This is a genomic window from Rhizobium sullae (genome assembly GCF_025200715.1).
Lineage (GTDB): Bacteria > Pseudomonadota > Alphaproteobacteria > Rhizobiales > Rhizobiaceae > Rhizobium > Rhizobium sullae.
Genome location: NZ_CP104143.1, coordinates 1474736 through 1495698 on the forward strand (window position 1 = coordinate 1474736; position 20963 = coordinate 1495698).

Below are 20963 nucleotides of genomic sequence, written 5' to 3' on the forward strand. Positions count from 1 at the left end.
AACGCTGAATTGGAAGCCCGGCCAAGCGCCGGGCTTTTTTATTGGGCGAGCACGGACTGCTGGCAGCGGGCATCGGGGAAGCGGACGTCCGCCTCGCCGATCTCGATGCCGAGCATGTGCAGCGTGTTATAGAGCAGCTCATCGATCGGAGCGGTTACGCAGGAACGTGTGTCGGCGATCGCAGACTGTACGGCGGCGTTGCTGCCGAAATTCGCCATGGCAGAGGGGTCGACGTCGCCGAGAGCGATTTCGGCGACGCCCGGCACCACATCCACGCCGATGCTGGCGAATGAGCCTTCCGGATCAAAATTCCTGACGCTCTGGTTCAACGAATTGGATTTGACGCAGCCTCGGACAGCCTCCAATTTCTCCGTAAATTAAGGACGGAGATCGCATGACGAAGGAATATACGGGCGGCTGCGCTTGCGGAGCGGTGAGGTTTCGAAGCACGAGCAAGCCGGGTCCGGTGGTCGGCTGTCATTGTTCGCAGTGCCGGCGGCAGACAGGGCTCTATTTTGCGTCTTCGGATGTCTCCCTGGACGGCCTGACGATCGAAGGCGAGAATTCGGTCCGGTGGTACCAGTCAAGTGAGGCCGCCGAACGCGGCTTCTGTGCAAATTGCGGCTCGGCGCTCTTCTGGCAGCGAAAGGGATCGCCGGGAGTGTCCATCATGGCTGGCGCTTTCGATCAACCGAGCGGGCTTTCCTTCGGCTACCACATCTACTGCGCCGACAAGGGCGATTTCTATGAGATCAAGGACGGCGCACCGCAATACGCCAAGGGCGTTTAAGCCCCTTTCGCTGCCAGCGAAGCGTTCAGGCGACCGACCTCCTCGCGCAGTGCAGCGAGCTCGGTCACGACGTGCATGTCGATTTTCTGGTGCAGCGACAGAACCTCGAGTTCGGCCTTGAGATTCACTTCGTAATCCTTGGCTGCTTCGAAGCGGTCGCGCTCTGCCTGCCGGTTCTGCGACATCATGATGATTGGCGCCTGGATGGCGGCGAGCATGGAGAGAATCAGGTTCAGGAAGACGAAGGGGTAGGGGTCGAAGGCGCCCGTCGCGAGGACGATCGTGTTAACCGCCGCCCAAACTACAAGAAAAACGAGGAAAGTGATGATGAAGGACCAGGAGCCACCAACCCTTGCGATGCCGTCAGCGACGCGCTCCCCGAAAGATGCCTTCGCAGAGAAGGCGGCGTTAACATCAGTCGAGATGACCTTGCGTTCGTGCGTCCTCCTGAGGACGCGCTTTTCAATGTCGCCAAGTTCCTCGGCCGGCTTGTCGAAATGCAGATGAACGAAGTTCGAGATACTATGCATGATTGGCTCCGATAGGTGACCGCTTCGGAGCCAATATTCCGCGCCAACGCCAATTGCAATGCGGGTTAATGTCTTAGGACCCTTTGCCGAGCAGGTCGTGCTGCGGGAAGAATCGCTCCAGAGTGCGTGCCTTGCCGAACATGATATCGTGCTGCAGGTAGCCGTAGTCGCGCACAAGAGGATCGAGCTTTTTCCGGTCGCGCGCCCAGTCCGCCGTCGCCTTGTTGTCGCGCGTTGCCAGCTGGTAGCGGTCGATGATGTCGTATTTCTTCTGCACGCGGCCGAGGAAGCCGGTGTAGAAGGGATGCTCGAAACCGGCGAACTTGAGGAGATTGTAGGAGATCAGCGACGGGCTGATCGTGCCGACATTCTGCTTCACGCCTTTCTTGTTCGACCAGATGACAAGCGGCGTTTCGTGCTCGCGCTTCATCACATCGAGCGGTGCCCTGCGGGTTGCGACCTGGTCTGGCATGTAGCCTGTGCTCATGTAGACGTTGCCGAGCGGCGGCAGATGGTCGCCCCAAAGGACGATGATCGTTTCGCGCTCGCGCTTCGAGGCCCAGTCCATCAGCCTCTTCAGGCTGTCGTCGGCCTCCTTTATGCCCTGCGTATAGGTCGCAAGCGTCGCGCGGTCGGCTTCCGGGAGGTTGCCGCGGATGCCGATCGTATTCCTGGCATAACGGTAGGGCTCGTAAGGCCCATGTCCCTGCAAGGTGACGGCGAAGAAAAAAAACGGATTATCGAGACCGTCGCCCTCGCGCATGATCTCCTTCATTAGGGAGTCGTCGGAGGCGAAGATGCCGCGCTTTTCCATCGGCGGCATCGTTTCTTCGGTCCGGAACTCTTCGAAACCGAAATCCTTGTAGACCTGATTGCGGTTCCAGAACCAGCCGCTGAAGGGGTGCAGGGCGCGGGCGGTATAGCCTTCGCCGCGGAAGAAGGTGGCAAGCGAAGGCACGTTGCTGCGGACATATTGCTGGTAAGGAATGCTGCCGTAAGGCAGGAAGGCGTTCGAGAAGCCGGTCAGCGCCTCAAATTCGACATTGGCGGTCATGCCGCCGAATTCCGGCGAGAAGACGTGGCCGGACTGCGCGGCGCGGACATTCGGCATGGGATCGGCGCTGAAGGAGAGGTTCTTGAGCCGTGTCGGATCCCAAAAGGACTCGCTCATCAGCATGATGATGTCCGGCTTTTCCTCCGGGCCTGTCAGATAGCCGTAGTTGCGCGAGGGGATCGCGTCGAGTGCATCGGCGTTGAGACCAGCGGGTGCCGCGACATCGGCCATCGGAATATTGAAGAGGAAGGCCAGTATGAAGCCGTTGCTGCGGTAGTTCTCCTTCTGGTCCCACATCATCGGCACCACCTGCAGCCGGTCGCGGATGTAGGAATATTGCGAATAGTCCATCAGCGAGGCGAAGGCCGCAATCACCGGAAGCCCGAGGCAGAGGTGGCGCAGACGCGCCTGGCGGGAGAGCTTCGGGAAGTTCTGCCAGGCATAACGCCAGGCGAAAACGATGCCTATGGCGAAAAGTACGATGCCGACAAGGAGAGCCGCGGCCGTCCACGGCCTGTCGCGCACCATGACCGGCAGCAGTTCCATGATCTGACGGGTATAGAGCACGTCGGACGGATAGAAGGGGTCGGAGAGAAAGCGCTGCTTCTGATTGGAGACAAAGGCCGGGATCAGAAAAAGCGGTATCAGGATGAACGCCGTCTGGTAGCGCCGTCCAAATGCGGCATCGAGGGTCAGCATCACGATCGTGAGCATGGTGACCGTCGTCATGCCGGGCCTAACCGTCGATGTGAGAAACTCGCCGACATCGGCAAGCGTACCGCGCGCAATCCACTCGACGGCGCCAACGCTGAGTAAAGCGAGAGAAAACGAAATTAGAATGCCGATTGCCGCGCGCGCTGCCGGGGACTGTATGCTCGACCCGGAACCGGCGGAAAGTAGTGCTGCTTTTCTGGCCGGTGCGGACTTCATTATCAACGCGATCAACGGCATGCTCCGATGTCATAAAAATTTCACTGAAGTTTCACACGCCTGTCATGAACGCTAGATGAACCCTCCCGGTTTCTCGGCTTTTCCCTGTGGTTTGAATTTTTCGGCCGGCAGACCCCGCGGCTTTTCATGGCGCGGGCAATTGAAGCGGCGGGCCGCACGCGCTAAATGGATGACATGACACAGGAAAACGCTCCTTTGAATACGCTCCGGATTGCCGTTGCCCAGTTGAACCCGACCGTCGGCGATGTCGCCGGAAACCTTGCAAAAGCCCGCGAGGCACGCACCGATGCGGCCCGCCAGGGCGCGCATCTGCTGCTTCTGACGGAGCTCTTCATTTCCGGCTATCCGCCGGAAGACCTCGTGCTGAAACCGGCGTTCCTGAGGGCCTGCCTCAAAGCGGTCGAGGACCTCGCCGCCGATACCGCGGACGGCGGACCCGGCGTGATCGTCGGCTTCCCGCGGCAGGGAAAGACGGGGCGGCATAATTCCGTCGCGGTTCTTGACGGCGGCAAGATCCTGGTGCTGCGCGACAAGATCGACCTGCCGAACTACGGCGAGTTTGACGAGAAGCGCGTCTTTTCCGAAGGATCGATGCCGGGGCCGGTGAATTTCCGCGGCGTGCGTCTTGGGGTGCCGATCTGCGAGGAGATCTGGAACGATCTCGGCGTCTGCGAGACGCTCGCCGAAAGTGGTGCCGAAATCCTGCTCGTTCCGAACGGCTCGCCTTACTATCGCGGCAAGGTCGACGTGCGCCATCAGGTGGCGTTGAAGCAGGTGATCGAAACCGGCTTGCCGCTGATCTTCGCCAATCAGCTCGGCGGCCAGGACGAACTCGTCTTCGATGGCGCCAGCTTCGCCTTCAATGGCGACAGGACGCTTGCCTTCCAGATGAGCCAGTTCGAAACGGCGCTGGCTGTAACGACCTGGAAGCGCGGCGAAGACGGCTGGCGCTGCGCCGAAGGCCCGATGTCGCGTATTCCCGAACTCGACGAGGCCGACTATCGCGCCTGCGTGCTTGGCTTCCGCGACTATGTGAACAAGAGCGGCTTCAAGAATGTCGTCCTCGGTCTCTCCGGTGGCATCGACTCGGCGATCTGCGCGGCAATCGCCGTCGATGCGCTCGGCGAGGAACGCGTGCGAACCGTGATGCTGCCGTACCGATATACGTCTTCCGGTTCGCTGAAGGATGCGGCCGAATGCGCCAAGGCGCTCGGATGCCGCTACGATATCGTGCCGATCGAGGAGCCGGTGAAAGGCTTCACCTCGGCGCTGTCGCAGCTGTTCGAAGGAACCGACAGCGGCATTACCGAGGAGAACCTGCAGAGTCGGGCGCGCGGCACGATCTTGATGGCGATTTCCAACAAGTTTGGCTCCATGGTCGTCACGACCGGCAATAAGTCGGAAATGTCGGTCGGCTATGCGACGCTCTACGGCGACATGAACGGCGGCTTCAATCCAATCAAGGACCTCTACAAGATGCAGGTCTATGCGCTGGCGCGCTGGCGCAACAGCCACGTGCCACCGGATGCGCTGGGACCATCCGGCGTTGTGATCCCGCAGAACATCATCGACAAGGCGCCGTCGGCCGAGCTTCGTCCGGACCAGACGGACCAGGATTCATTGCCGCCTTATCCGGTGCTGGACGACATCCTCGAATGCCTCGTCGAGAAGGAGATGGCGGTCGAGGAGATCGTCGCGCGGGGGCATGACGTGGCGACCGTCCATCGCGTCGAGCATCTGCTCTATCTCGCCGAATACAAGCGCCGCCAATCGGCGCCGGGCGTGAAGATCACCAAGAAGAACTTCGGGCGCGATCGCCGCTATCCGATTACCAACCGGTTCCGCGACCGGTAACGAGAGAATCCGGGAGGATGAATGCGCAGTTCGGTCGAGACCTACAATATCCGTACCGGCGAAAGCCGGATTGTCTTTCAGACGGAGAAACTGATCGAGGCGCCGAACTTCGCGCCGGACGGCGGATATCTGCTGTTGAACGGCGACGGGTTGCTTTACCGGCTGCGGCCGGATGGCATCGGCGGGCTTGAGCAGGTCGATACGGACTTTGCGACCGCATGCAACAACGATCACGGCATTTCGCCCGACGGGGCGCAAATCGTCATTTCCGACAAGACGGAATTCGGCAAGTCGGCGATCTATATCCTGCCGGCGGCCGGCGGGACGCTGCGGCTGATCACCGAGAATTTGCCTTCCTATTGGCACGGGTGGTCGCCGGACGGGAAGGACCTAGCCTATTGCGGCATCCGCAACGATGAATTCGACATCTATACAATCTCCGTCGATGGCGGCCCCGAGAAGCGGCTGACGCATGGCGAGGGGCGCAACGACGGGCCGGACTATTCGGCTGACGGGAAATGGATCTACTTCAACTCCAGCCGTACCGGGCTCATGCAGATCTGGCGCATCCATCCGGATGGGACGGGTCTTGAGCAGGTGACGCATGACAATTACGGCAGCTGGTTTGCGCATCCTTCGCCAAAGAACGACAAGGTGCTGCTCCTTTCTTATGATCCGAACGTCTTCGATCATCCGCGCGATCTCGATGTACGGCTGCGGCTGATGGATATGGACGGCGGCAACCTGACGACGCTGTTCGAGCTCTTTGGCGGGCAGGGCACGATCAATGTACCTTGCTGGTCACCGGATGGTGACGAATTCGCCTATGTGCGATATTTCCCGGCAGCTTGAACGCAGCGGCAATTCAGGACATAGAGATTGCCGTCAGGTGCCTGCATCAAGCAGGAGAATCGGGAATCCGGTGAAAGACCGGAACGTGCCCAACGCTGTGAGGCTGACGTTTGCCGCAACAATGGCCACTGGCTTCTGCCGGGAAGGCCGTGGCAAGCGGGTGACGCCGAGTCAGAAGACCGGCCTGGCAAGATAGACCGAACCGCGCGGACGGCGGCGAGGTTTTTGACGCTCCTTGCGCTGCGGCGCGGGTGCTCAAGCATTGTTGGGGATTTAACGATGCAACCTGATCCTTTCGCCCATGCCCTTGTACCGGCCGGTGAGTTTTCCGAACACGACCGGGCCGCAGTCTACAGAGCCATCGAAACGCGCCGTGACGTGCGCGACCAGTTCCTGCCCGATCCTCTGCCTGATGATCTGGTGTCGCGGCTGCTGGGGGCGGCGCATGCCGCACCGTCGGTCGGTTTCATGCAGCCCTGGACTTTCGTCGTGATCCGCGATCCGGAGATACGCCAGGCCGCGTGGCAGGCTTTTTCGCGCGCCGATCAGGAAGCGGCCGAGATGTTTGAAGGGGAGCGGCGGGATGTCTACCGCAGCCTGAAGCTCGAAGGCATCCGCAAGGCGCCGCTCAGCATCTGCGTCACCTGCGATCCGGACAGGGCAGGGCCAGTGGTCATCGGCCGCACCCACAATCCGCGCACGGATGTCTATTCGACCGTCTGCGCCGTGCAGAACCTGTGGCTTGCCGCCCGGGCCGAAGGCATCGGGGTCGGCTGGGTCAGTATCTTCCATGATGCGGATATTCGCGATCTGCTTGGCATTCCGGAACGGATCGAGATCGTCGCCTGGCTTTGCGTCGGCTATGTCGATCAGCTTTACACCGCGCCGGAACTGGCGGTGAAAGGCTGGCGCCAGCGCTTGCCGCTCGAAGAACTGGTCTTCTCGGACCGCTGGGGAAGCCAGTAACGCCGCGTCAGTTCTGCTGCGGCTGCGGCCCGGGCGTTGCGGGTTTCTTGAGATCGATCGCGCCCTGATCGCCGGCGAGGAACTGCGGACCGACCTGGCGGACTTTGCTGTTCGCCGGGTCATAGGGGCGGTCCGGCACCTGCGGCTGTGGGGCAGACGTGGAGGTGGCGCTCGATGGCAGCTTCGTCTTGATATCGGTGATTGAGCCCCTCGGCGGCGGTTCGCTGATCGCTTGGTTCTTGCGCATGTTCTCGTAATAGGCCGAGAGATTGCAGGCGCAGGAGGACTTTTCGCCGGGGGCGCGGTTCTTGTAGGCAAAGGCATTCGGCATCGCGCTGTAAGGCGCGCCGGTCGAAGCCGAAATCATGTTTGCGGCTTCGGTATTCGAGGTGTCTTGATAGAAGAGCTCCGTCTCGATACCCGGGCACATTTTCGAACACGTCGCTGCGTCGCGGTTGAAATCGATCGATGTTGCATTCGTGGTGATCGGGAAAAAGCCGCCGTCGCAGGTGCGCACGCACATCGTGCTGACATGCGACATGAGCTCGCCGCGCGGCACGCCATATTGCATTCCGCCCTGTTCGCCATCCCCAAGCGGGATGAAAGTATCGCTGCGCATCGCCTGTTCTTCGGGGCTTGGGGCCAGCGCATAGGCCTCTGGGGCCGGCGCATAGTCGAACTCGTCATTGCAGCCGTTGTCTTCGAGCGCCGCCATCAGCTCGTGGCGCACGCGATAATCGGCACCACCCTGGTTGCGCAGTTCGTTGCGCCGCTCCTGCAGGTATCGGATGTTGCCGACCATGCGTGCTTCGGACTGCTGCAACTCGCTGCAATAATCCGCATTCTCGCCGCCGATCACCACCATGCTGTCCACGGAGCAGCCGTAGCCGCGCAGATCATTGCGGACTTTGCGCAGCTCGAGATTCTGCTCGGCAATGGCGCTTGCATACTGGCGGACTTCGGGACCATTGCCGATGACATGCGGCAGATCGGCAACGCGGCCGCGCAGGTCGTCGCAGATCGCATTCGTCTGCGCGGCAGCGGGTGCAGCCAGGGCAAGCAAGATCGCAAGGGTCAGGTTTCGGCGGTTCACGGCATCATCCCGGAGCAAAGTGAGGCCAGAGCGGCGTGACATTTACCGCATCATGACTTTCTAGCCTGCTTCCGTTAACAAGCTGGCGACGGAATTCTAGCGCATTTTCCCATTTTGCGACAACTTACGCCGGCTGCGAAGCCTCGGCGACGGCAAGCGCCGCCATGTTGACTACACCGCGTGAGGTGACCGAAGTTGACAGGATGTGCGCAGGTTGTGCCGTTCCCAGCAGAATTGGGCCGACATGGAGCGCGTCCATCATCGTGCGGACGAGGCCGAGCGAAATGTTGGCGGCATCGAGATTCGGGAAGAGCAAAAGGTTGGCTTCGCCGGTAAGCGAGCTATCCGGCATGGCACGCTTGCGCAGCAATTCCGACAGCGCCGAGCCGGCTTGCATTTCGCCATCGACCTCCAGCTCCGGGGCGCGTTTGCGCACGAGCTGCAGGGCATCACGCATCTTGCGGGCGCTCTCGGAGTTCCGGGAGCCGAAATTCGAATGGCAGATCAACGCGGCCTTCGGCGTTATGCCGAAGCGGCGGATCTCCTCGGCCGCGAGAACGGCGATCTCGGCGATTTCCTCATGCGTCGGGTTGTAGTTGACGAAGGTATCGGCGAAGAAAACGGGGCCTTTCTGGGTGATCAGCAGGCTGAGACCGGCGAAGGTGCAGACGCCCTTTCGCTTGCCAATGATTTGGCCGACGTCCTTCAGGTGGCGATCGAAACGGCCCTCCACGCCGCAGATGAGGGCATCGGCCTCGCCGCGCTTCACCGACAAGGCGCCGATAACGGTGTTGTTGGTGCGCACGATCGTGCGGGCGGCCTCCGGGTTGATGCCGGCGCGGCCGACGAGAGCGAAGTAGTCGTCGACATAGTCACGGTAACGCGGATCGTCTTCAGGGTTCACGACGGCGAAATCGACATTCGGGCGAATGCGGATGCCGAAGCGCTTCAGACGTGCCTCGATAACCGAGGGGCGGCCGATCAGAATCGGCTCGCCGGTCTTTTCCTCCAGCAGAACCTGAGCCGCGCGCAGGACGCGCTCGTCTTCTCCTTCCGCGAAGATGACGCGTTTCTTCTCGGAAAGCTTGGCGCTGGTGAAGATCGGCTTCATGACGAAGCCCGAGCGCCAGACGAAGCGGTTCAACTGATCGAGATAAGCGTCGAAATCCGCAATCGGCCGGGATGCCACGCCCGTCTCGGCGGCGGCTTTGGCGACAGCCGGGGCGATGCGCAGGATGAGACGGGGATCGAAGGGTGAGGGAATGAGGTAATTCGGACCGAAGATGGGCGTCTCGCCGGAATAGGCGCGGGCGGCGACGTCCGACACTTCCTCGCGGGCAAGCCCCGCGATGGCCTTGACCGCAGCAAGCTTCATTTCTTCGTTGATGGCCGTGGCGCCGCAATCGAGCGCGCCACGGAAGATGTAGGGGAAGCAGAGGACGTTGTTCACCTGGTTCGGGAAGTCCGAACGGCCGGTGCAGATCATTGCGTCCGGGCGGGCGGCGCGCGCCAGGTCAGGCATGATTTCAGGGGTCGGATTGGCGAGCGCCATGATGAGCGGCTTGTCCGCCATCTGTGATAGCAGGTCGGGCTTCAGGACACCCGCGGCCGAAAGACCGAGGAAGACATCGGCGCCGCCGATATTGTCGGCGAGCGTGCGCATCTCGCTCTTCTGTGCGTAGACAGCCTTCCATTCGTCCATCAGTTCGGTGCGGCCTTCATAGACGAGGCCTTCGATATCGTGGACCCAGATATTTTCGCGCTTGGCGCCGAGCTCGACCAGCAGATTGAGGCAGGCGAGCGCAGCGGCACCCGCGCCGGAGGCGACAATCTTCACGTCCTTGATCTTCTTGCCGGCGAGTTCCAGTCCGTTCAGGATCGCAGCTGCGACGATGATAGCCGTGCCATGCTGGTCGTCGTGGAAGACCGGGATCTTCATCTTCTCGCGGAGCTGGCGCTCGACCTCAAAGCATTCGGGTGCCTTGATGTCCTCGAGATTGATGCCGCCGAAGGTCGGCTCGAGCGAGGCGACGGTGGAGACCATCTGATCGACCCTCAAGGCATCGATTTCGATGTCGAAGACGTCGATGCCGGCGAATTTCTTGAAGAGGACGGCCTTGCCTTCCATGACGGGCTTGGAGGCGAGCGGGCCGATATTGCCGAGGCCGAGAACGGCCGTGCCGTTGGAGATGACGGCAACAAGATTGGCGCGCGAGGTGTAATCGGCAGCCGTTTCCGGATTGTCGCGGATCGCAAGGCAGGGCGCGGCAACGCCGGGCGAATAGGCCAGTGCCAGGTCGCGCTGGTTGCCGAGCGGCTTGATCGCCTGAATTTCAAGTTTGCCGGGGCGGGGGTAACGATGGAAGAAAAGCGCCTGTTCGTCGAGGTTTCCGCCGGTCTCGTTCTTCTCCGTGTTGGATTTTTCCTGATGATCCATTGCCGTCTCCGCTGCCGCACTCACATCTTTTGAAGACTTCTCCATACATCAATCGGCTGGCAGGGACAGTCAGAATTTCGGGATCGGAGCGGAAAACTCGTGAGCGCCGCGCATGCGCCGATTCGCGCGTCTGTCATCTTCCTGAAACACGAGTCTGATTTTGGAAGATCAGAAACGATGGGACGCAGGCGGAACGCTTGTGAAAGACAATATGGATACCCGACACTTCCGTACTCTCTTCATTTCCGATGTGCATCTCGGCTCGAAGGCGGCAAAGGCGGACTTCCTCCTCGACTTTCTCCGCTATCACGACGCCGATACGATCTTCCTCGTCGGCGATATCGTCGACGGCTGGCGGCTGAAGCGCAGCTGGTACTGGCCGCAGGTCTGCAACGACGTGGTGCAGAAGCTGCTGCGCAAGGCGCGCAAGGGCACGCGGGTCGTCTACATCCCCGGCAATCACGACGAGTTCCTGCGAGACTTTCCGGGCATGCATTTCGGCGGCATCGAAGTCGCCGAGCGGATGATGCATGACGGCGCGGACGGCAAGAAGTATCTCGTGCTGCATGGCGACGAGTTCGACGTCGTCGTCCGCAACGCCCGCCTGCTCGCCTATCTCGGGGACTGGGCTTACGACACGGCGATCAAGATCAACGTCGTGCTGGCCGCGATCCGCCGCCGGATGGGCATGCCCTACTGGTCCTTCTCCGCCTGGGCGAAGCTGCAGGTGAAGCACGCGGTCAATTTCATCGGCGAGTTCCAGCGCGTCGTGGCCGACGAAGCCCGCAAGCATGGCGCCGACGGCGTCATCTGCGGCCATATCCACCATGCCGTGATCGAGGACATGGACGGCGTGCGCTACATCAACACCGGCGACTGGGTGGAGAGCTGTACGGCGATCGCCGAGCATGAGGACGGCACGTTCGAGCTCATCACCTGGAGCACGATGGCCGACGCTCAAGCCATCCCGCTGGCGATCGAGCATCGCGACGGCCAGCTCGAGCCGCAGGCTGCCTGATTTTCCTGTTGTGAAAACGGAAGCAATTTAGCCGTGGTGACGGGCGTTAGGCTCGTGGCGTCTGTCATCGCGGACCTACTTCCAGCCGCATTAGTATTTCATCATAATATGTATCGCCCACCTTTAGAGCTTCGACTTCGACGGCCCATTCTTCAAAGCCCATGGATTTGTAAAGCCGGATAGCCGGAACGTTGGATGACACAACGCTAAGCCGGAGCGAACGCAGCGTCGTGCCAACTTCGTCAATCGCAGCACTCAGCAGCAGGCGCGAAAGACCAGTGCCCCGTGCCTCCTGGCGGACATACATTCCCCAAATCGATGCAATGTGTTGTGTCTTGATGGCTTTGGACTTTGACACGCCGATAGTTCCGGCAGGGATTCCGTCATCGGATAACCCACCGATCACAAGGCCGTTCTCAAGCCTACCGGCGAAGTCCGCCTCAGATAGGCTCTGCTCTTCTTTCCATGACGCGCCAAATGCCTCTGGATGGTTCGCGAGAGCCTCAAGGCGAATTTCTCTGAAAGACGACGCATCATTCCTGTCGAGGCGGCGAAGCTTGTAGGGGCGCACAGTATGTCCTTTGTCTTTTTGAAGCGCGATCGAACCACCTAACGGTAACGGTTCTATGACGCTGGCTCAAAATCTACGACCTAGAATCTAGAGGGAATGCGGATGGCTTCAATTACGATGGGTTGTGAGCGAAGGGGACAAGCTTTTTCTTAAAGCGTTTCAGAAACGCTATTTCTGGCCATAGTCGCCCTTGGGTTGATGTGCTAGGCAACGTCCAGTTTCCTGCAGGTCCACCGATGATTCCCGCCCAGAATGCCCCGACAGGCGAGGGGGCGCCGCCGCGCTTCCGGCTGCTCAGCGCCCTGTCCTATTGCGCTCCGCTGATTGTCAACGGTGTGGTTCTTCCCTTCTTTCCCGTCTGGCTAGCGGTCCACGAATTCACCGATCGTGAAATCGGCATCATCCTGGCAGTGCCGATGGTGGTGCGCGTTCTCGTGGCGCCGATCGTCGCCATGTATGCCGACCGCATGAAGGAGCGCGCCGACGTGCTGCTCTGGTCCGGCGGGCTGTCCTTGCTGACAGCGGTAGCGCTCTGCTGGACGACGAGCTTCTGGCCGGTGCTGATCGTCTTCGCCATGCAGGGTGCGACCTTCGCGCCTTATCTGCCGGTCGTCGAATCGATCGTCATTTCCGGCGTTCGCCGCTGGGGGCTCGACTACGGCTCCATGCGCGTCTGGGGCTCTATCGCCTTCATTGCATCGACCATGATCGGCGGCGAGATGATCGGCTATTGGGGCGGCTCGATGGTGCTGCCGGTCATGATTTTCGGCTTCGTCATGACGATGCTGATGGCGATCTATTGTCCGCGGATTGGGCCGACCCGCCGGCGCGGCACGCCGGTCGACATACCGGCGGCCACCGGCAGTTCGCTACGGCAGCCACATCTGCTGGTGCTCCTGTGGGGCGTGGCGATCCAGCAGTCGAGCCACGCGCTTCTCTATGTCTTCGCGTCGATCTATTGGCATCAGCTTGGCTTTTCAGGAACGGAGGTCGGCATTCTCTGGAGTGCTGCCGTTGCCTCCGAGGTGATTGTGTTCTTCGTCTCGAAGCATCTGAACCGCCGCTTCAGTGCGTGGACGCTGATCCGCATCGGCTGCGCGGTCTGCATTTGCCGCTGGATCCTGTTCCCGATGCATTGGGGCTTCGTCGGCTTCTTCGTGCTGCAATGTTTCCATTCCTGCAGCTTCGCCTTCGTGCATATCGGCGTTCAGCGGCGCATCGTGGCAACGGTGCAGGAGACGCAGGAATCGTCGGCTCAGGGCGCCTATTTCTTCTATAACGGCATGTTCATGGGACTGATGACACTCGCCTCCGGCTACATCTATGCCTGGCTCGGCCTTGCGAGCTTCTACGTCATGGCACTCGTCGCAGCGCTGGGAATGTCTCTGGTCTTCGTCGCCTACTACCTTCAGCCCCAAAGGCTGGGTTCGGGTGGCCAGACAAGGGAAGCGGTGTAGCGAAGGCCGGGTTGCCGGTCGCGGGCAAGAAGCAGTGGGCCGTCGAGATCGACGAATTCTGCGTCCTGCGCTAAGAGCACGGCAGGCGCCATGGCAAGCGATGTACCGACCATGCAGCCGAGCATGATCTGGAAGCCGAGGCGCTGCGCCTCGCGCTTCATCGCGAGCGCTTCCGTCAGGCCGCCGGTCTTGTCGAGCTTGATGTTGATCGCATCGTAGCGGTCGCGCAGGCTTGCTAGGTCGCCAGTATGGTGGACGCTCTCGTCGGCGCAGACCAGGACCGGACGCTCGATCTCGGCCAGCATTTCGTCCCGGCCGGCGGGCAGCGGCTGTTCGACGAGCGCGATCTTCATCTCGGCGGCGATGCGCAAGTGATGTTCCAACGTGGCCTCAGGCCAGCCCTCGTTGGCATCAAGCATGATGATGCTGTTTGGCGCGGCCTCGCGCACGGCGCGCATGCGGCACTCATCGTCACCGGTGCCGACCTTGACCTTGAGCAGCGCCCTTGCGGAGTATGCGCGCGCCTGCGCCGCCATAATCTCCGGTTCACCGAGCGAGATCGTGTAGGCCGTCGTGAGCGGCTTCGGCGACGCAAGGACGATGCGTTCGGCAACGCTTTTTCCGCCGCGCTTGGCTTCGAGATCCCATATCGCGCAATCGACGGCGTTCCTGGCTGCGCCCGGCGCCATGGCGGAGAGCAGGTCTTCGCCGGAAATGCCCGCTTCGATCAGCGGCCGGGCGGCTTCGATCTGTGCGGCGACGCCTTCCACCGTCTCGCCGTAGCGTCGGTAGGGAACGCATTCGCCCCAGCCTCGCTTGCCGTTTTCCGCCAGAATGCAGGTGATGACGTCCGCCGAGGTCTTTGCGCCGCGCGAGATCGTGAACGTGCCCGCAATGGGAAAGGAATTCATCTGGATTTCGAGCGAGCGTGGCATAATTGCAATCCTGCGAGCATGGAAATTCTATGTGTCTTCGGTATATTAACGCGCCGGGCGTGAGCGATTTGTTCGCGAGTCGGCAATGTCGCCGCAAGCCTTGAAAGACACAAGCATTTTGAAGCCCGACACCCGCAACGCCGCCTCACTGCACGTGGACGACCAAGCCGACGGTAGGGGACGCCGCGTTCATCTCGAAGGCAATTGGCGCAGCGCCAACATCCATCTCGTCCTCCACGACATCGAGAAGATTGCCCGTGGTAAAGGTGATCTGACCCTGGACCTGTCGGGCGTCACGGATATCGACACGGCCGGCGTCTGGCTGCTTTGCCGGCTCAAGCTGCAGGAAGAGGGGGCCGGGCGGCAGGTTCGTTTCGAAGGCACCAATCCGCATATCGACGAAATGATCAAGGAATTCTCCCAGAAACCGGAGGAGGAAGCCGTCGAGGCTCCGAAGAAAAGCGGCCTCGCCGAGCGCATCTTCGCGCCGGTCGGCAAGATGACCGTGGACCTCTGGAACGACCTCACGGCCGCGATGTATATCCTGGGCTCGGCGGTGCGTGGCGCGCAGATGAAGTTCGGGCGCGGCAGCGGCGTTTCTCCAGCCTCGATCGTCAACCAGATCGACCATATGGGCGTGCGTGCCGTTCCGATCATCCTTTTGATGTCGTTCCTGATCGGCGCCATCATCGCGCAACAGGGCGCCTTCCAGCTTCGGTATTTCGGCGCCGAAGTCTTCGTCGTCGATCTCGTCGGCATCCTGCAGCTGCGCGAAATCGGCGTGCTTCTGACAGCGATCATGATCGCCGGCCGTTCCGGCAGCGCAATCACCGCCGAAATCGGCTCGATGAAGATGCGTGAAGAAGTCGATGCGCTGAAGGTCATGGGCCTGAACCCGGTGGGCGTGCTGATCTTCCCGCGGCTTGTGGCGCTGACGGTGGCGCTGCCGCTTCTGACGGTGCTTGCGAACTTCGCCTCGCTGTTCGGCGCCGCATCGGTTGCCTGGGCCTATTCCGGCATCACTTTCGCTACCTTCCTGTCTCGCCTGCACGAGGCGATTACGCTGTCGACAGTGCTCTCCGGCATGATCAAGGCGCCGTTCATGGCGCTCGTCATTGGTATTGTCGCGGCCGTAGAAGGCCTTAAGGTCGGAGGCAGCGCCGAATCGCTCGGCCAGCACGTGACGGCTTCTGTAGTGAAGTCGATTTTCGTCGTCATCCTCATGGACGGGCTGTTCGCCATGTTCTATGCGGCCATCAATTTTTAAGGGTTCAGCGTGGACGGGCAGCGAGCAGAGCCGAACGGGAAGGATGAGCGGGACATCGTGCTTTCGGCACGAGACGTGACCGTCGGCTTTGGCCCGAAGATCGTGCTCGACAAGCTCAACCTGAACATCTACCGCGGCGAGATCCTGGGCTTCGTCGGCGCATCGGGTACCGGCAAATCCGTGCTGATGCGAACCATTTTGCGCCTTCTGCCACGCCGCTCCGGCATGATCGAGATCCTGGGACAGAATTTCGACAAGCTGGACGAGAGCCAGCGCAACGCGCTCGACATGCGGCTCGGCGTGCTCTTCCAGCAGGGCGCGCTGTTTTCCTCGCTGACGGTGAGGGAGAACATCCAGGTGCCTATGCGTGAATATCTGGATCTGCCGAAATCGCTGATGGACGAACTGGCGCACCTGAAGATCCGGCTCGTGGGTCTTGCTGCCGATGCGGCGGACAAATATCCCTCCGAGCTTTCCGGCGGCATGATCAAGCGCGCTGCCCTTGCGAGAGCCCTGGCGCTCGATCCGGAGCTGGTATTCCTGGACGAGCCGACCTCGGGCCTCGACCCGATCGGTGCTGCAGAATTCGATGAACTGATCGCCCGGCTGCGAGACACGCTCGGGCTGACCGTCTACATGGTAACCCACGACCTCGACAGCCTGTTTTCCGTCTGCGACCGTATTGCCGTACTTGGACACAAGCGAGTAATGGTTGAGGGGACGATCAACGACATGCTGGCCTATGATGATCCATGGGTTCAGGCCTATTTCAAGGGCAAGCGGGCGCGCTCGATCGTGCCGCAACAAGAAACAGCCGCCGGCCGTGCCGAAAGCACTGGCGACAGCCGCGGGAAGTGACCGGAAACGATGGAAACCAAAGCGAACTACACGATCGTCGGCTTTTTCACTGTTCTGGTGATCGCAGCCGCATTCGGCTTCGTCTACTGGATGGCCGAGTACGGACGCAGCGGCCCTATGGCGGAACTCGTCGTGCGTATTCCGGGCTCGGCAAACGGCCTCAGCGTTGGCTCACCGGTGCGCTTCAATGGCATTCAGGTGGGGTCGGTGACGTCCCTGTCGATCGATGCCGACGACCCGCAATATTCGCTGGCCTTCACCGAGGTGCGCGTCGATGCGCCGATCTATCCTTCCACCAGGGCCATCCTTGAAATCCAGGGCCTGACGGGTGCGGCCTATATCGAGCTTTCGGGCGGCAAGGTGGGTGAAGAGAATATCCTGCAAAAGGCCGTCGAGACCGGCAAGCGCGCGGTGATCGTCGCGGATCAATCAAGTGTGACGAATCTTCTGGCGACGGCCGACAAAATTCTCGACCGGGCGAACGCGGCGGTGGGCGAGGTTCATGGTTTCGTCCAGGACGCGCGCGGACCGCTGACCAAGACGCTGCAAAATGCGGAGACCTTCTCCGGTGCGCTAGCGAAGAATTCCGGCAATATCGATTCCTTCCTGCAGAGCGTCGGCGAGCTTTCCGAAACCGTCCGCAAAGTCTCCGGCCGAGTCGATTCCACGCTCGAGGCCGTCGAAGCGCTGGTAAAGGCCGTCGACGCGAAGAAGATCGATACGATCCTCAGCAATGCCGAGAAGGTGAGCCGCGATATCGCCAATGCGTCCGGCGACCTGAAGGGTGCCATCCAGAGATTCAACGAGACGGCGACGACCTTCAACGATTTCGGCAAGAAGGCGCAGACGACGCTCGACCGCGTCGATACGCTCGTGGCGCAGATCGATCCCGCCAAGGTGAAGGGGTCGGTCGACGATATCGCGCAGGCGACGAAGGATGCACGCGTCGCGGTCGCCTCCATACGGGACGTCGCCAATACCGTCTCGGCGCGCCAGAAGGATATCGACCAGACGATCCAGGACGTCTCGCAGATGGCGAACAAGCTGAACTCGGCCTCGACGCGCGTCGACGGCATCCTGATCAAGCTCGACGCGCTGTTCGGCACGGACAATTCGCAGTCGCTCTTTACGGAGGCGCGCGCAACGCTCGATTCCTTCAAGAAGATGGCGGACAATCTCAACGCTCGCATCGGTCCGATCGCGGACAACCTGCAGCGGTTTTCGAGCGGCGGCTTGCGCGACGTGCAGGCGCTCGTCGACGATACCCGCCATACGATGCAGAATCTCAACAGTGCGATCAGCAATTTCGACCAAAATCCGCAGCGGCTGATTTTTGGCGGCGATACGGTAAAGCAATATGACGGCCGGACGCGCCGTTGACATGGATATTTGAAAGCAAGGGTAGCGAAATATGGCCGTATCGCATGTGTTGGCGCGCCGTTCATTGCTGGCAAGAACGACGCTCCTTTTGCCGCTTATGGCGCTGGCAGTGACCGGTTGCGGCACGGCGGCCAAGAACGATACCTTTGATCTCTCCGCCACCGTCACCGTCGACGGACGGCCCGCCAAGCGCAGCCAGATTCTCGTGCCGGCGCCGACGGCCTTGAAGGCGCTCGACAGCAGCCAGATCGTCGTCCGCGTTTCGCCCTCCGAGATCCAGTATCTGTCGCGCTCGCAATGGAGCGACAGCCTGCCGCGCATAGTGCAATCGAAGCTAGTGGAAGCCTACGAGAACTCCGGCAAGCTCGGCGGCGTCGGTAAGCCGGGACAGGGCCTTGCGATCGACTATCAGGTCGTCACCGACATCCGCGCCTTCGAGATCGACACCAGCATCGGCAGCCAGGCCGTCGTCGAAATCTCGGCGAATATCCTCAACGACCGCAACGGCACGGTCCGCGCCCAGAAGGTTTTCCGCGCGGCCGTTCCTGCAGGCGGCGGCTCGAATGTAGGTTACGTCAAGGCGCTCGACCGCGCGTTCTCTGCGGTGACGGCAGAGATCGTCGATTGGACGCTGCGGTCGATTTGATGACGGAGGAAATGGTTGCGGCCGAAGCCGAAGAACTTGGGATGGACCAATCCCGCCTTCGCTAGACGATCAGCAGCACGGCACCGGTGCCGAGCAGAACCAGCGTCCATACGAGATCCGTGTTGATCCAGGCACTGCGCAATATCCCGAGCCCGACCCAACGATAGACTGCCAGGGCAACGATACTTGTGGCCGCCAACATTGCAAGGGTATGGACGCCGACTGCAGCGATCGCCATCGCCGCGGACCCATCACCGCCGACTTCACGCAATGGCGACTCCGTAAGACAGAGGGGCATCAGGGCCGGTAGGATCATGAGTCCGGCTCCATGGGCCGTTGCCATCAGGAACGACCAGAACGCCAGGCCGGCAAGCCCTGTGCGCATGCCGATGCGAACGCGGCGCCGGTGTCCGAAGAAATGATGCCAGATGGCCCATGCAATGAGGCCTCCTCCGGCCGCCGTCCGCAACCCATCTTGATTTACGAAAAGACCGGCGGCGAGCAGGGTGCCCGCCACCAGTGCGATGGACACTGCGTGCCCCAGCGCGATAGCAGGCACCGCCTGAACCACGGCGGCGGAACTTTGGCGGTGAACGCCGAGCGCCACGGCAAACAACCATCCCATCGCAGGGTTGAGACCATGGAAGGCTCCCAGTCCCGCCAGTAGCATCCAGGGCCAGAGTTCATTCATGAGCGCCTCATCGGGCTGGCCTTCGCCCTTTACGGATAGCAATAGGAATCCGACGAGCAATCTCCACCCTGGAGGCGGACCTGGTGCGGGCGATGCGACTTTGGCCATTCGACGAAGAATTTCTCGTCGAAGGCAATGCCGCCGTCAGGCTCCGCGTCAAGCTTCACCATCCAGCCGGAGATGCCATCGGGATAGAACTGTTCGTCGATCGCGCCATAGAGCGAGTTGGTGAAATAGATGCGGCGACCGTCACGGCTGATCTCGACCATCTGCGGGCCGCCATTCAGCGCGCCATTCTTCGCTCCCGGATGCGAAGCGCGCGAAACGATGCCGCCGATCCGGACCTTTCCTGTCAGCTTCGGCTTGAATGGATCGGAGACATCGTACTGATGCAGATCGCCAGTTCCCCAGCAGGACACGTAGAGAAATCTGTCATCCATCGAAAGGTCGATATCGGTGACAAGCGGCGGCACGGCATTGAAACCCTTGAGCATCGGCGGCAACAGGTCCGGATCGGCGGGCTCCGCCGGAATGTCAATCACCTTTGTAACCGCCCACTTCGCGCCGTCGCGGTGCCAGACCCATATCGAGGACGAGAGGTCCTCAAGACTGAGAACGCAGTTCACAAAGCCATAGGCTTTGGTCGGATCATGCGCGGGCCTGAGTTCGAATACGAGCTGATACTTGTCACCGAAATCGATCGTCTGCAGGTGCTTGCGCTTGTGCAGGTCCCAGAAGTGCAGCCGGCGGCCGTATTTTGCGCTGAGCAGGATTTCCGGGATCAGGCCGTTTTCAAAAGTATCCGGCGTGCCCCACTCGCTGGTGACGAGCGTGTCGTGGCCAAGATGCCACCAGACGTCGTAGGAAAGCTGCTGCGGCCCGCGATCCATTTCCCATTGGCCGCGCACCTCGAATGTCTCGTGATCCATAAGGAACACGCCGCCCGGTCCCTTGCCCTCGGCATTGCCAAGTGCTGCGACATAGATCCCTTCCGGTCCGCAGTGAACGGTATGAGGCCTGGAGTATCCGGCCCGGTCGGCGACTTCGCCCGGTTCGATGACCTTGACGATCGATGGTTTCCGGCCGTCGGGCTTGGTGTCGATGATATGGATGCGCGAGGATTTCAACCCGGGTACGACCAGATAGCGGCGCTCCGCATGCGGGTGCGGCGCATTCGGGCAAAGGCAGGATGAGCAGGCGTTCCAGCCGAAATGATGCAGCTCGTCACCGACATTGGGCATTGCGAGGGATGTGACGATCTGACCATAGGAGGCTGATTTGGGATCGACATCGACGACCGCGAGCTCGTCGGGAACCGCTCGCGCCGGATCGAAGGCGGCGACGTAGGCAAGCGTCTCCGGCGCGGCCTTCATGGCCATTCGCGGTGACGGATAAAAGCTTGGATCGGGTTTCCACGTTACCATATGAAGTGCTCCTGGCTCGCGTTTGCTGAACAATGAGAGATGTTCGCTAGATGCTTGCCGACAGCCGACTCATCGCTGCGGACGGGGCAGGATAGTGGATGCTTCAACGGGATACAGATTCGAGATGGTTCCCTACGGCTGCGAGCCGCAGAGACAATCCTCCCCAGACAATTGTCTCAGATAAAGGTG

At 60.9% G+C, this 20963-nt stretch carries 18 protein-coding genes, 1 pseudogene and 1 riboswitch; of the genes and pseudogenes, 10 read left to right on the forward strand and 9 right to left on the reverse strand.

Features of this window, described 5'->3' with window-relative positions; all coding sequences use genetic code 11:
• Window positions 1–38 precede the first annotated feature (38 nt).
• A pseudogene (locus tag N2599_RS07455) lies at window positions 39–287 on the reverse strand (hypothetical protein); the annotation flags it as partial.
• 107 nt (window positions 288–394) lie between these two features.
• Here N2599_RS07455 and N2599_RS07460 point away from each other — a divergent pair.
• On the forward strand, window positions 395–790 hold the full coding sequence (locus N2599_RS07460) for a GFA family protein (protein WP_027511834.1): 396 nt from the start codon (window positions 395–397) through the stop codon (window positions 788–790).
• Here the strand turns inward: N2599_RS07460 and N2599_RS07465 are convergent.
• Together N2599_RS07465 and N2599_RS07470 are read right to left on the reverse strand one after the other, a co-directional pair.
• Window positions 787–1320, reverse strand: coding sequence for a DUF1003 domain-containing protein (locus N2599_RS07465; protein ID WP_027511833.1), 534 nt, complete (start codon window positions 1318–1320; stop codon window positions 787–789). The two genes, N2599_RS07460 and N2599_RS07465, sit on opposite strands and share 4 nt — an antisense overlap.
• A 73-nt stretch (window positions 1321–1393) precedes the next feature.
• Entirely contained in the window at window positions 1394–3319 is a 1926-nt protein-coding gene (locus N2599_RS07470) for an LTA synthase family protein (protein ID WP_037142900.1), read from the reverse strand.
• Window positions 3320–3499: 180 nt separating this feature from the next.
• On the opposite strand from N2599_RS07470, the gene N2599_RS07475 reads away from it, so the two are divergent.
• The 3 genes from N2599_RS07475 to bluB all read left to right on the forward strand — a co-directional run bounded on the left by N2599_RS07475 (window position 3500) and on the right by bluB (window position 6997).
• Window positions 3500–5179 carry an NAD+ synthase gene (locus N2599_RS07475; RefSeq protein ID WP_027511831.1) on the forward strand — a complete coding sequence of 560 codons (1680 nt, stop codon included), beginning with the start codon at window positions 3500–3502 and terminating at the stop codon, window positions 5177–5179.
• A 21-nt stretch (window positions 5180–5200) separates the two neighbouring features.
• Window positions 5201–6031: a TolB family protein gene (locus N2599_RS07480; RefSeq protein ID WP_027511830.1), complete on the forward strand. Its 831-nt coding sequence runs from the start codon at window positions 5201–5203 to the stop codon at window positions 6029–6031.
• 18 nt (window positions 6032–6049) lie between these two features.
• Window positions 6050–6233: riboswitch (cobalamin riboswitch) on the forward strand.
• A gap of 77 nt (window positions 6234–6310) precedes the next feature.
• Window positions 6311–6997, forward strand: coding sequence for a 5,6-dimethylbenzimidazole synthase (gene bluB, locus N2599_RS07485; RefSeq protein ID WP_027511829.1), 687 nt, complete (start codon window positions 6311–6313; stop codon window positions 6995–6997).
• 7 nt (window positions 6998–7004) lie between these two features.
• Here the strand turns inward: bluB and N2599_RS07490 are convergent, their stop codons facing one another.
• Together N2599_RS07490 and N2599_RS07495 are read right to left on the reverse strand one after the other, a co-directional pair.
• On the reverse strand, window positions 7005–8090 hold the full coding sequence (locus tag N2599_RS07490; protein ID WP_027511828.1) for a DUF2865 domain-containing protein: 1086 nt from the start codon (window positions 8088–8090) through the stop codon (window positions 7005–7007).
• Window positions 8091–8214: 124 nt separating this feature from the next.
• Window positions 8215–10527, reverse strand: coding sequence for an NADP-dependent malic enzyme (locus N2599_RS07495; protein WP_027511827.1), 2313 nt, complete (start codon window positions 10525–10527; stop codon window positions 8215–8217).
• Between the two features lie 211 nt (window positions 10528–10738).
• On the opposite strand from N2599_RS07495, the gene N2599_RS07500 reads away from it, so the two are divergent.
• Window positions 10739–11545, forward strand: coding sequence for a UDP-2,3-diacylglucosamine diphosphatase (locus N2599_RS07500; protein WP_027511826.1), 807 nt, complete (start codon window positions 10739–10741; stop codon window positions 11543–11545).
• 64 nt (window positions 11546–11609) lie between these two features.
• Here N2599_RS07500 and N2599_RS07505 read toward each other — a convergent pair whose 3' ends face one another.
• Window positions 11610–12116 carry a GNAT family N-acetyltransferase gene (locus tag N2599_RS07505; RefSeq protein ID WP_027511825.1) on the reverse strand — a complete coding sequence of 169 codons (507 nt, stop codon included), beginning with the start codon at window positions 12114–12116 and terminating at the stop codon, window positions 11610–11612.
• Window positions 12117–12352: 236 nt separating this feature from the next.
• Between N2599_RS07505 and N2599_RS07510 the strand changes: the two genes are divergently transcribed.
• Window positions 12353–13573 (forward strand): MFS transporter, encoded by a 1221-nt coding sequence (locus N2599_RS07510; RefSeq protein WP_027511824.1) that lies wholly within the window; start codon window positions 12353–12355, stop codon window positions 13571–13573.
• Here N2599_RS07510 and dgcA read toward each other — a convergent pair.
• Window positions 13525–14508 (reverse strand): N-acetyl-D-Glu racemase DgcA, encoded by a 984-nt coding sequence (gene dgcA / locus N2599_RS07515; RefSeq protein ID WP_027511823.1) that lies wholly within the window; start codon window positions 14506–14508, stop codon window positions 13525–13527. The two genes, N2599_RS07510 and dgcA, sit on opposite strands and share 49 nt — an antisense overlap.
• A 100-nt stretch (window positions 14509–14608) precedes the next feature.
• On the opposite strand from dgcA, the gene N2599_RS07520 reads away from it, so the two are divergent.
• The 4 genes from N2599_RS07520 to N2599_RS07535 are packed head-to-tail and all read left to right on the forward strand — an operon-like array spanning window position 14609 to window position 18659.
• The gene (locus N2599_RS07520; protein ID WP_027511822.1) at window positions 14609–15775 is read left to right on the forward strand and encodes an ABC transporter permease; all 1167 of its coding nucleotides are present in this window, start codon (window positions 14609–14611) and stop codon (window positions 15773–15775) included.
• 9 nt (window positions 15776–15784) lie between these two features.
• On the forward strand, window positions 15785–16633 hold the full coding sequence (locus N2599_RS07525) for an ABC transporter ATP-binding protein (protein WP_027511821.1): 849 nt from the start codon (window positions 15785–15787) through the stop codon (window positions 16631–16633).
• Between the two features lie 9 nt (window positions 16634–16642).
• Window positions 16643–18013 (forward strand): MlaD family protein, encoded by a 1371-nt coding sequence (locus N2599_RS07530; RefSeq protein WP_027511820.1) that lies wholly within the window; start codon window positions 16643–16645, stop codon window positions 18011–18013.
• Between the two features lie 31 nt (window positions 18014–18044).
• Window positions 18045–18659 carry an ABC-type transport auxiliary lipoprotein family protein gene (locus N2599_RS07535; RefSeq protein WP_027511819.1) on the forward strand — a complete coding sequence of 205 codons (615 nt, stop codon included), beginning with the start codon at window positions 18045–18047 and terminating at the stop codon, window positions 18657–18659.
• A gap of 61 nt (window positions 18660–18720) precedes the next feature.
• Here N2599_RS07535 and N2599_RS07540 read toward each other — a convergent pair whose 3' ends face one another.
• Window positions 18721–19350: a hypothetical protein gene (locus N2599_RS07540; RefSeq protein WP_027511818.1), complete on the reverse strand. Its 630-nt coding sequence runs from the start codon at window positions 19348–19350 to the stop codon at window positions 18721–18723.
• Window positions 19351–19379: 29 nt separating this feature from the next.
• Window positions 19380–20774: a selenium-binding family protein gene (locus N2599_RS07545; protein ID WP_027511817.1), complete on the reverse strand. Its 1395-nt coding sequence runs from the start codon at window positions 20772–20774 to the stop codon at window positions 19380–19382.
• Window positions 20775–20963: the final 189 nt, after the last annotated feature.

Coding starts and splice junctions, on each gene's coding strand:
- N2599_RS07460 (WP_027511834.1), top strand. CDS start 395: ATGACGAAGGAATATACGGGCGGCTGCGCTTGCGGAGCGGTGAGGTTT.
- N2599_RS07465 (WP_027511833.1), bottom strand. CDS start 1,320: ATGCATAGTATCTCGAACTTCGTTCATCTGCATTTCGACAAGCCGGCC.
- N2599_RS07475 (WP_027511831.1), top strand. CDS start 3,500: ATGACACAGGAAAACGCTCCTTTGAATACGCTCCGGATTGCCGTTGCC.
- N2599_RS07480 (WP_027511830.1), top strand. CDS start 5,201: ATGCGCAGTTCGGTCGAGACCTACAATATCCGTACCGGCGAAAGCCGG.
- bluB (WP_027511829.1), top strand. CDS start 6,311: ATGCAACCTGATCCTTTCGCCCATGCCCTTGTACCGGCCGGTGAGTTT.
- N2599_RS07495 (WP_027511827.1), bottom strand. CDS start 10,527: ATGGATCATCAGGAAAAATCCAACACGGAGAAGAACGAGACCGGCGGA.
- N2599_RS07500 (WP_027511826.1), top strand. CDS start 10,739: ATGGATACCCGACACTTCCGTACTCTCTTCATTTCCGATGTGCATCTC.
- N2599_RS07510 (WP_027511824.1), top strand. CDS start 12,353: ATGATTCCCGCCCAGAATGCCCCGACAGGCGAGGGGGCGCCGCCGCGC.
- dgcA (WP_027511823.1), bottom strand. CDS start 14,508: ATGCCACGCTCGCTCGAAATCCAGATGAATTCCTTTCCCATTGCGGGC.
- N2599_RS07530 (WP_027511820.1), top strand. CDS start 16,643: ATGGAAACCAAAGCGAACTACACGATCGTCGGCTTTTTCACTGTTCTG.
- N2599_RS07535 (WP_027511819.1), top strand. CDS start 18,045: ATGGCCGTATCGCATGTGTTGGCGCGCCGTTCATTGCTGGCAAGAACG.
- N2599_RS07540 (WP_027511818.1), bottom strand. CDS start 19,350: ATGAATGAACTCTGGCCCTGGATGCTACTGGCGGGACTGGGAGCCTTC.
- N2599_RS07545 (WP_027511817.1), bottom strand. CDS start 20,774: ATGGTAACGTGGAAACCCGATCCAAGCTTTTATCCGTCACCGCGAATG.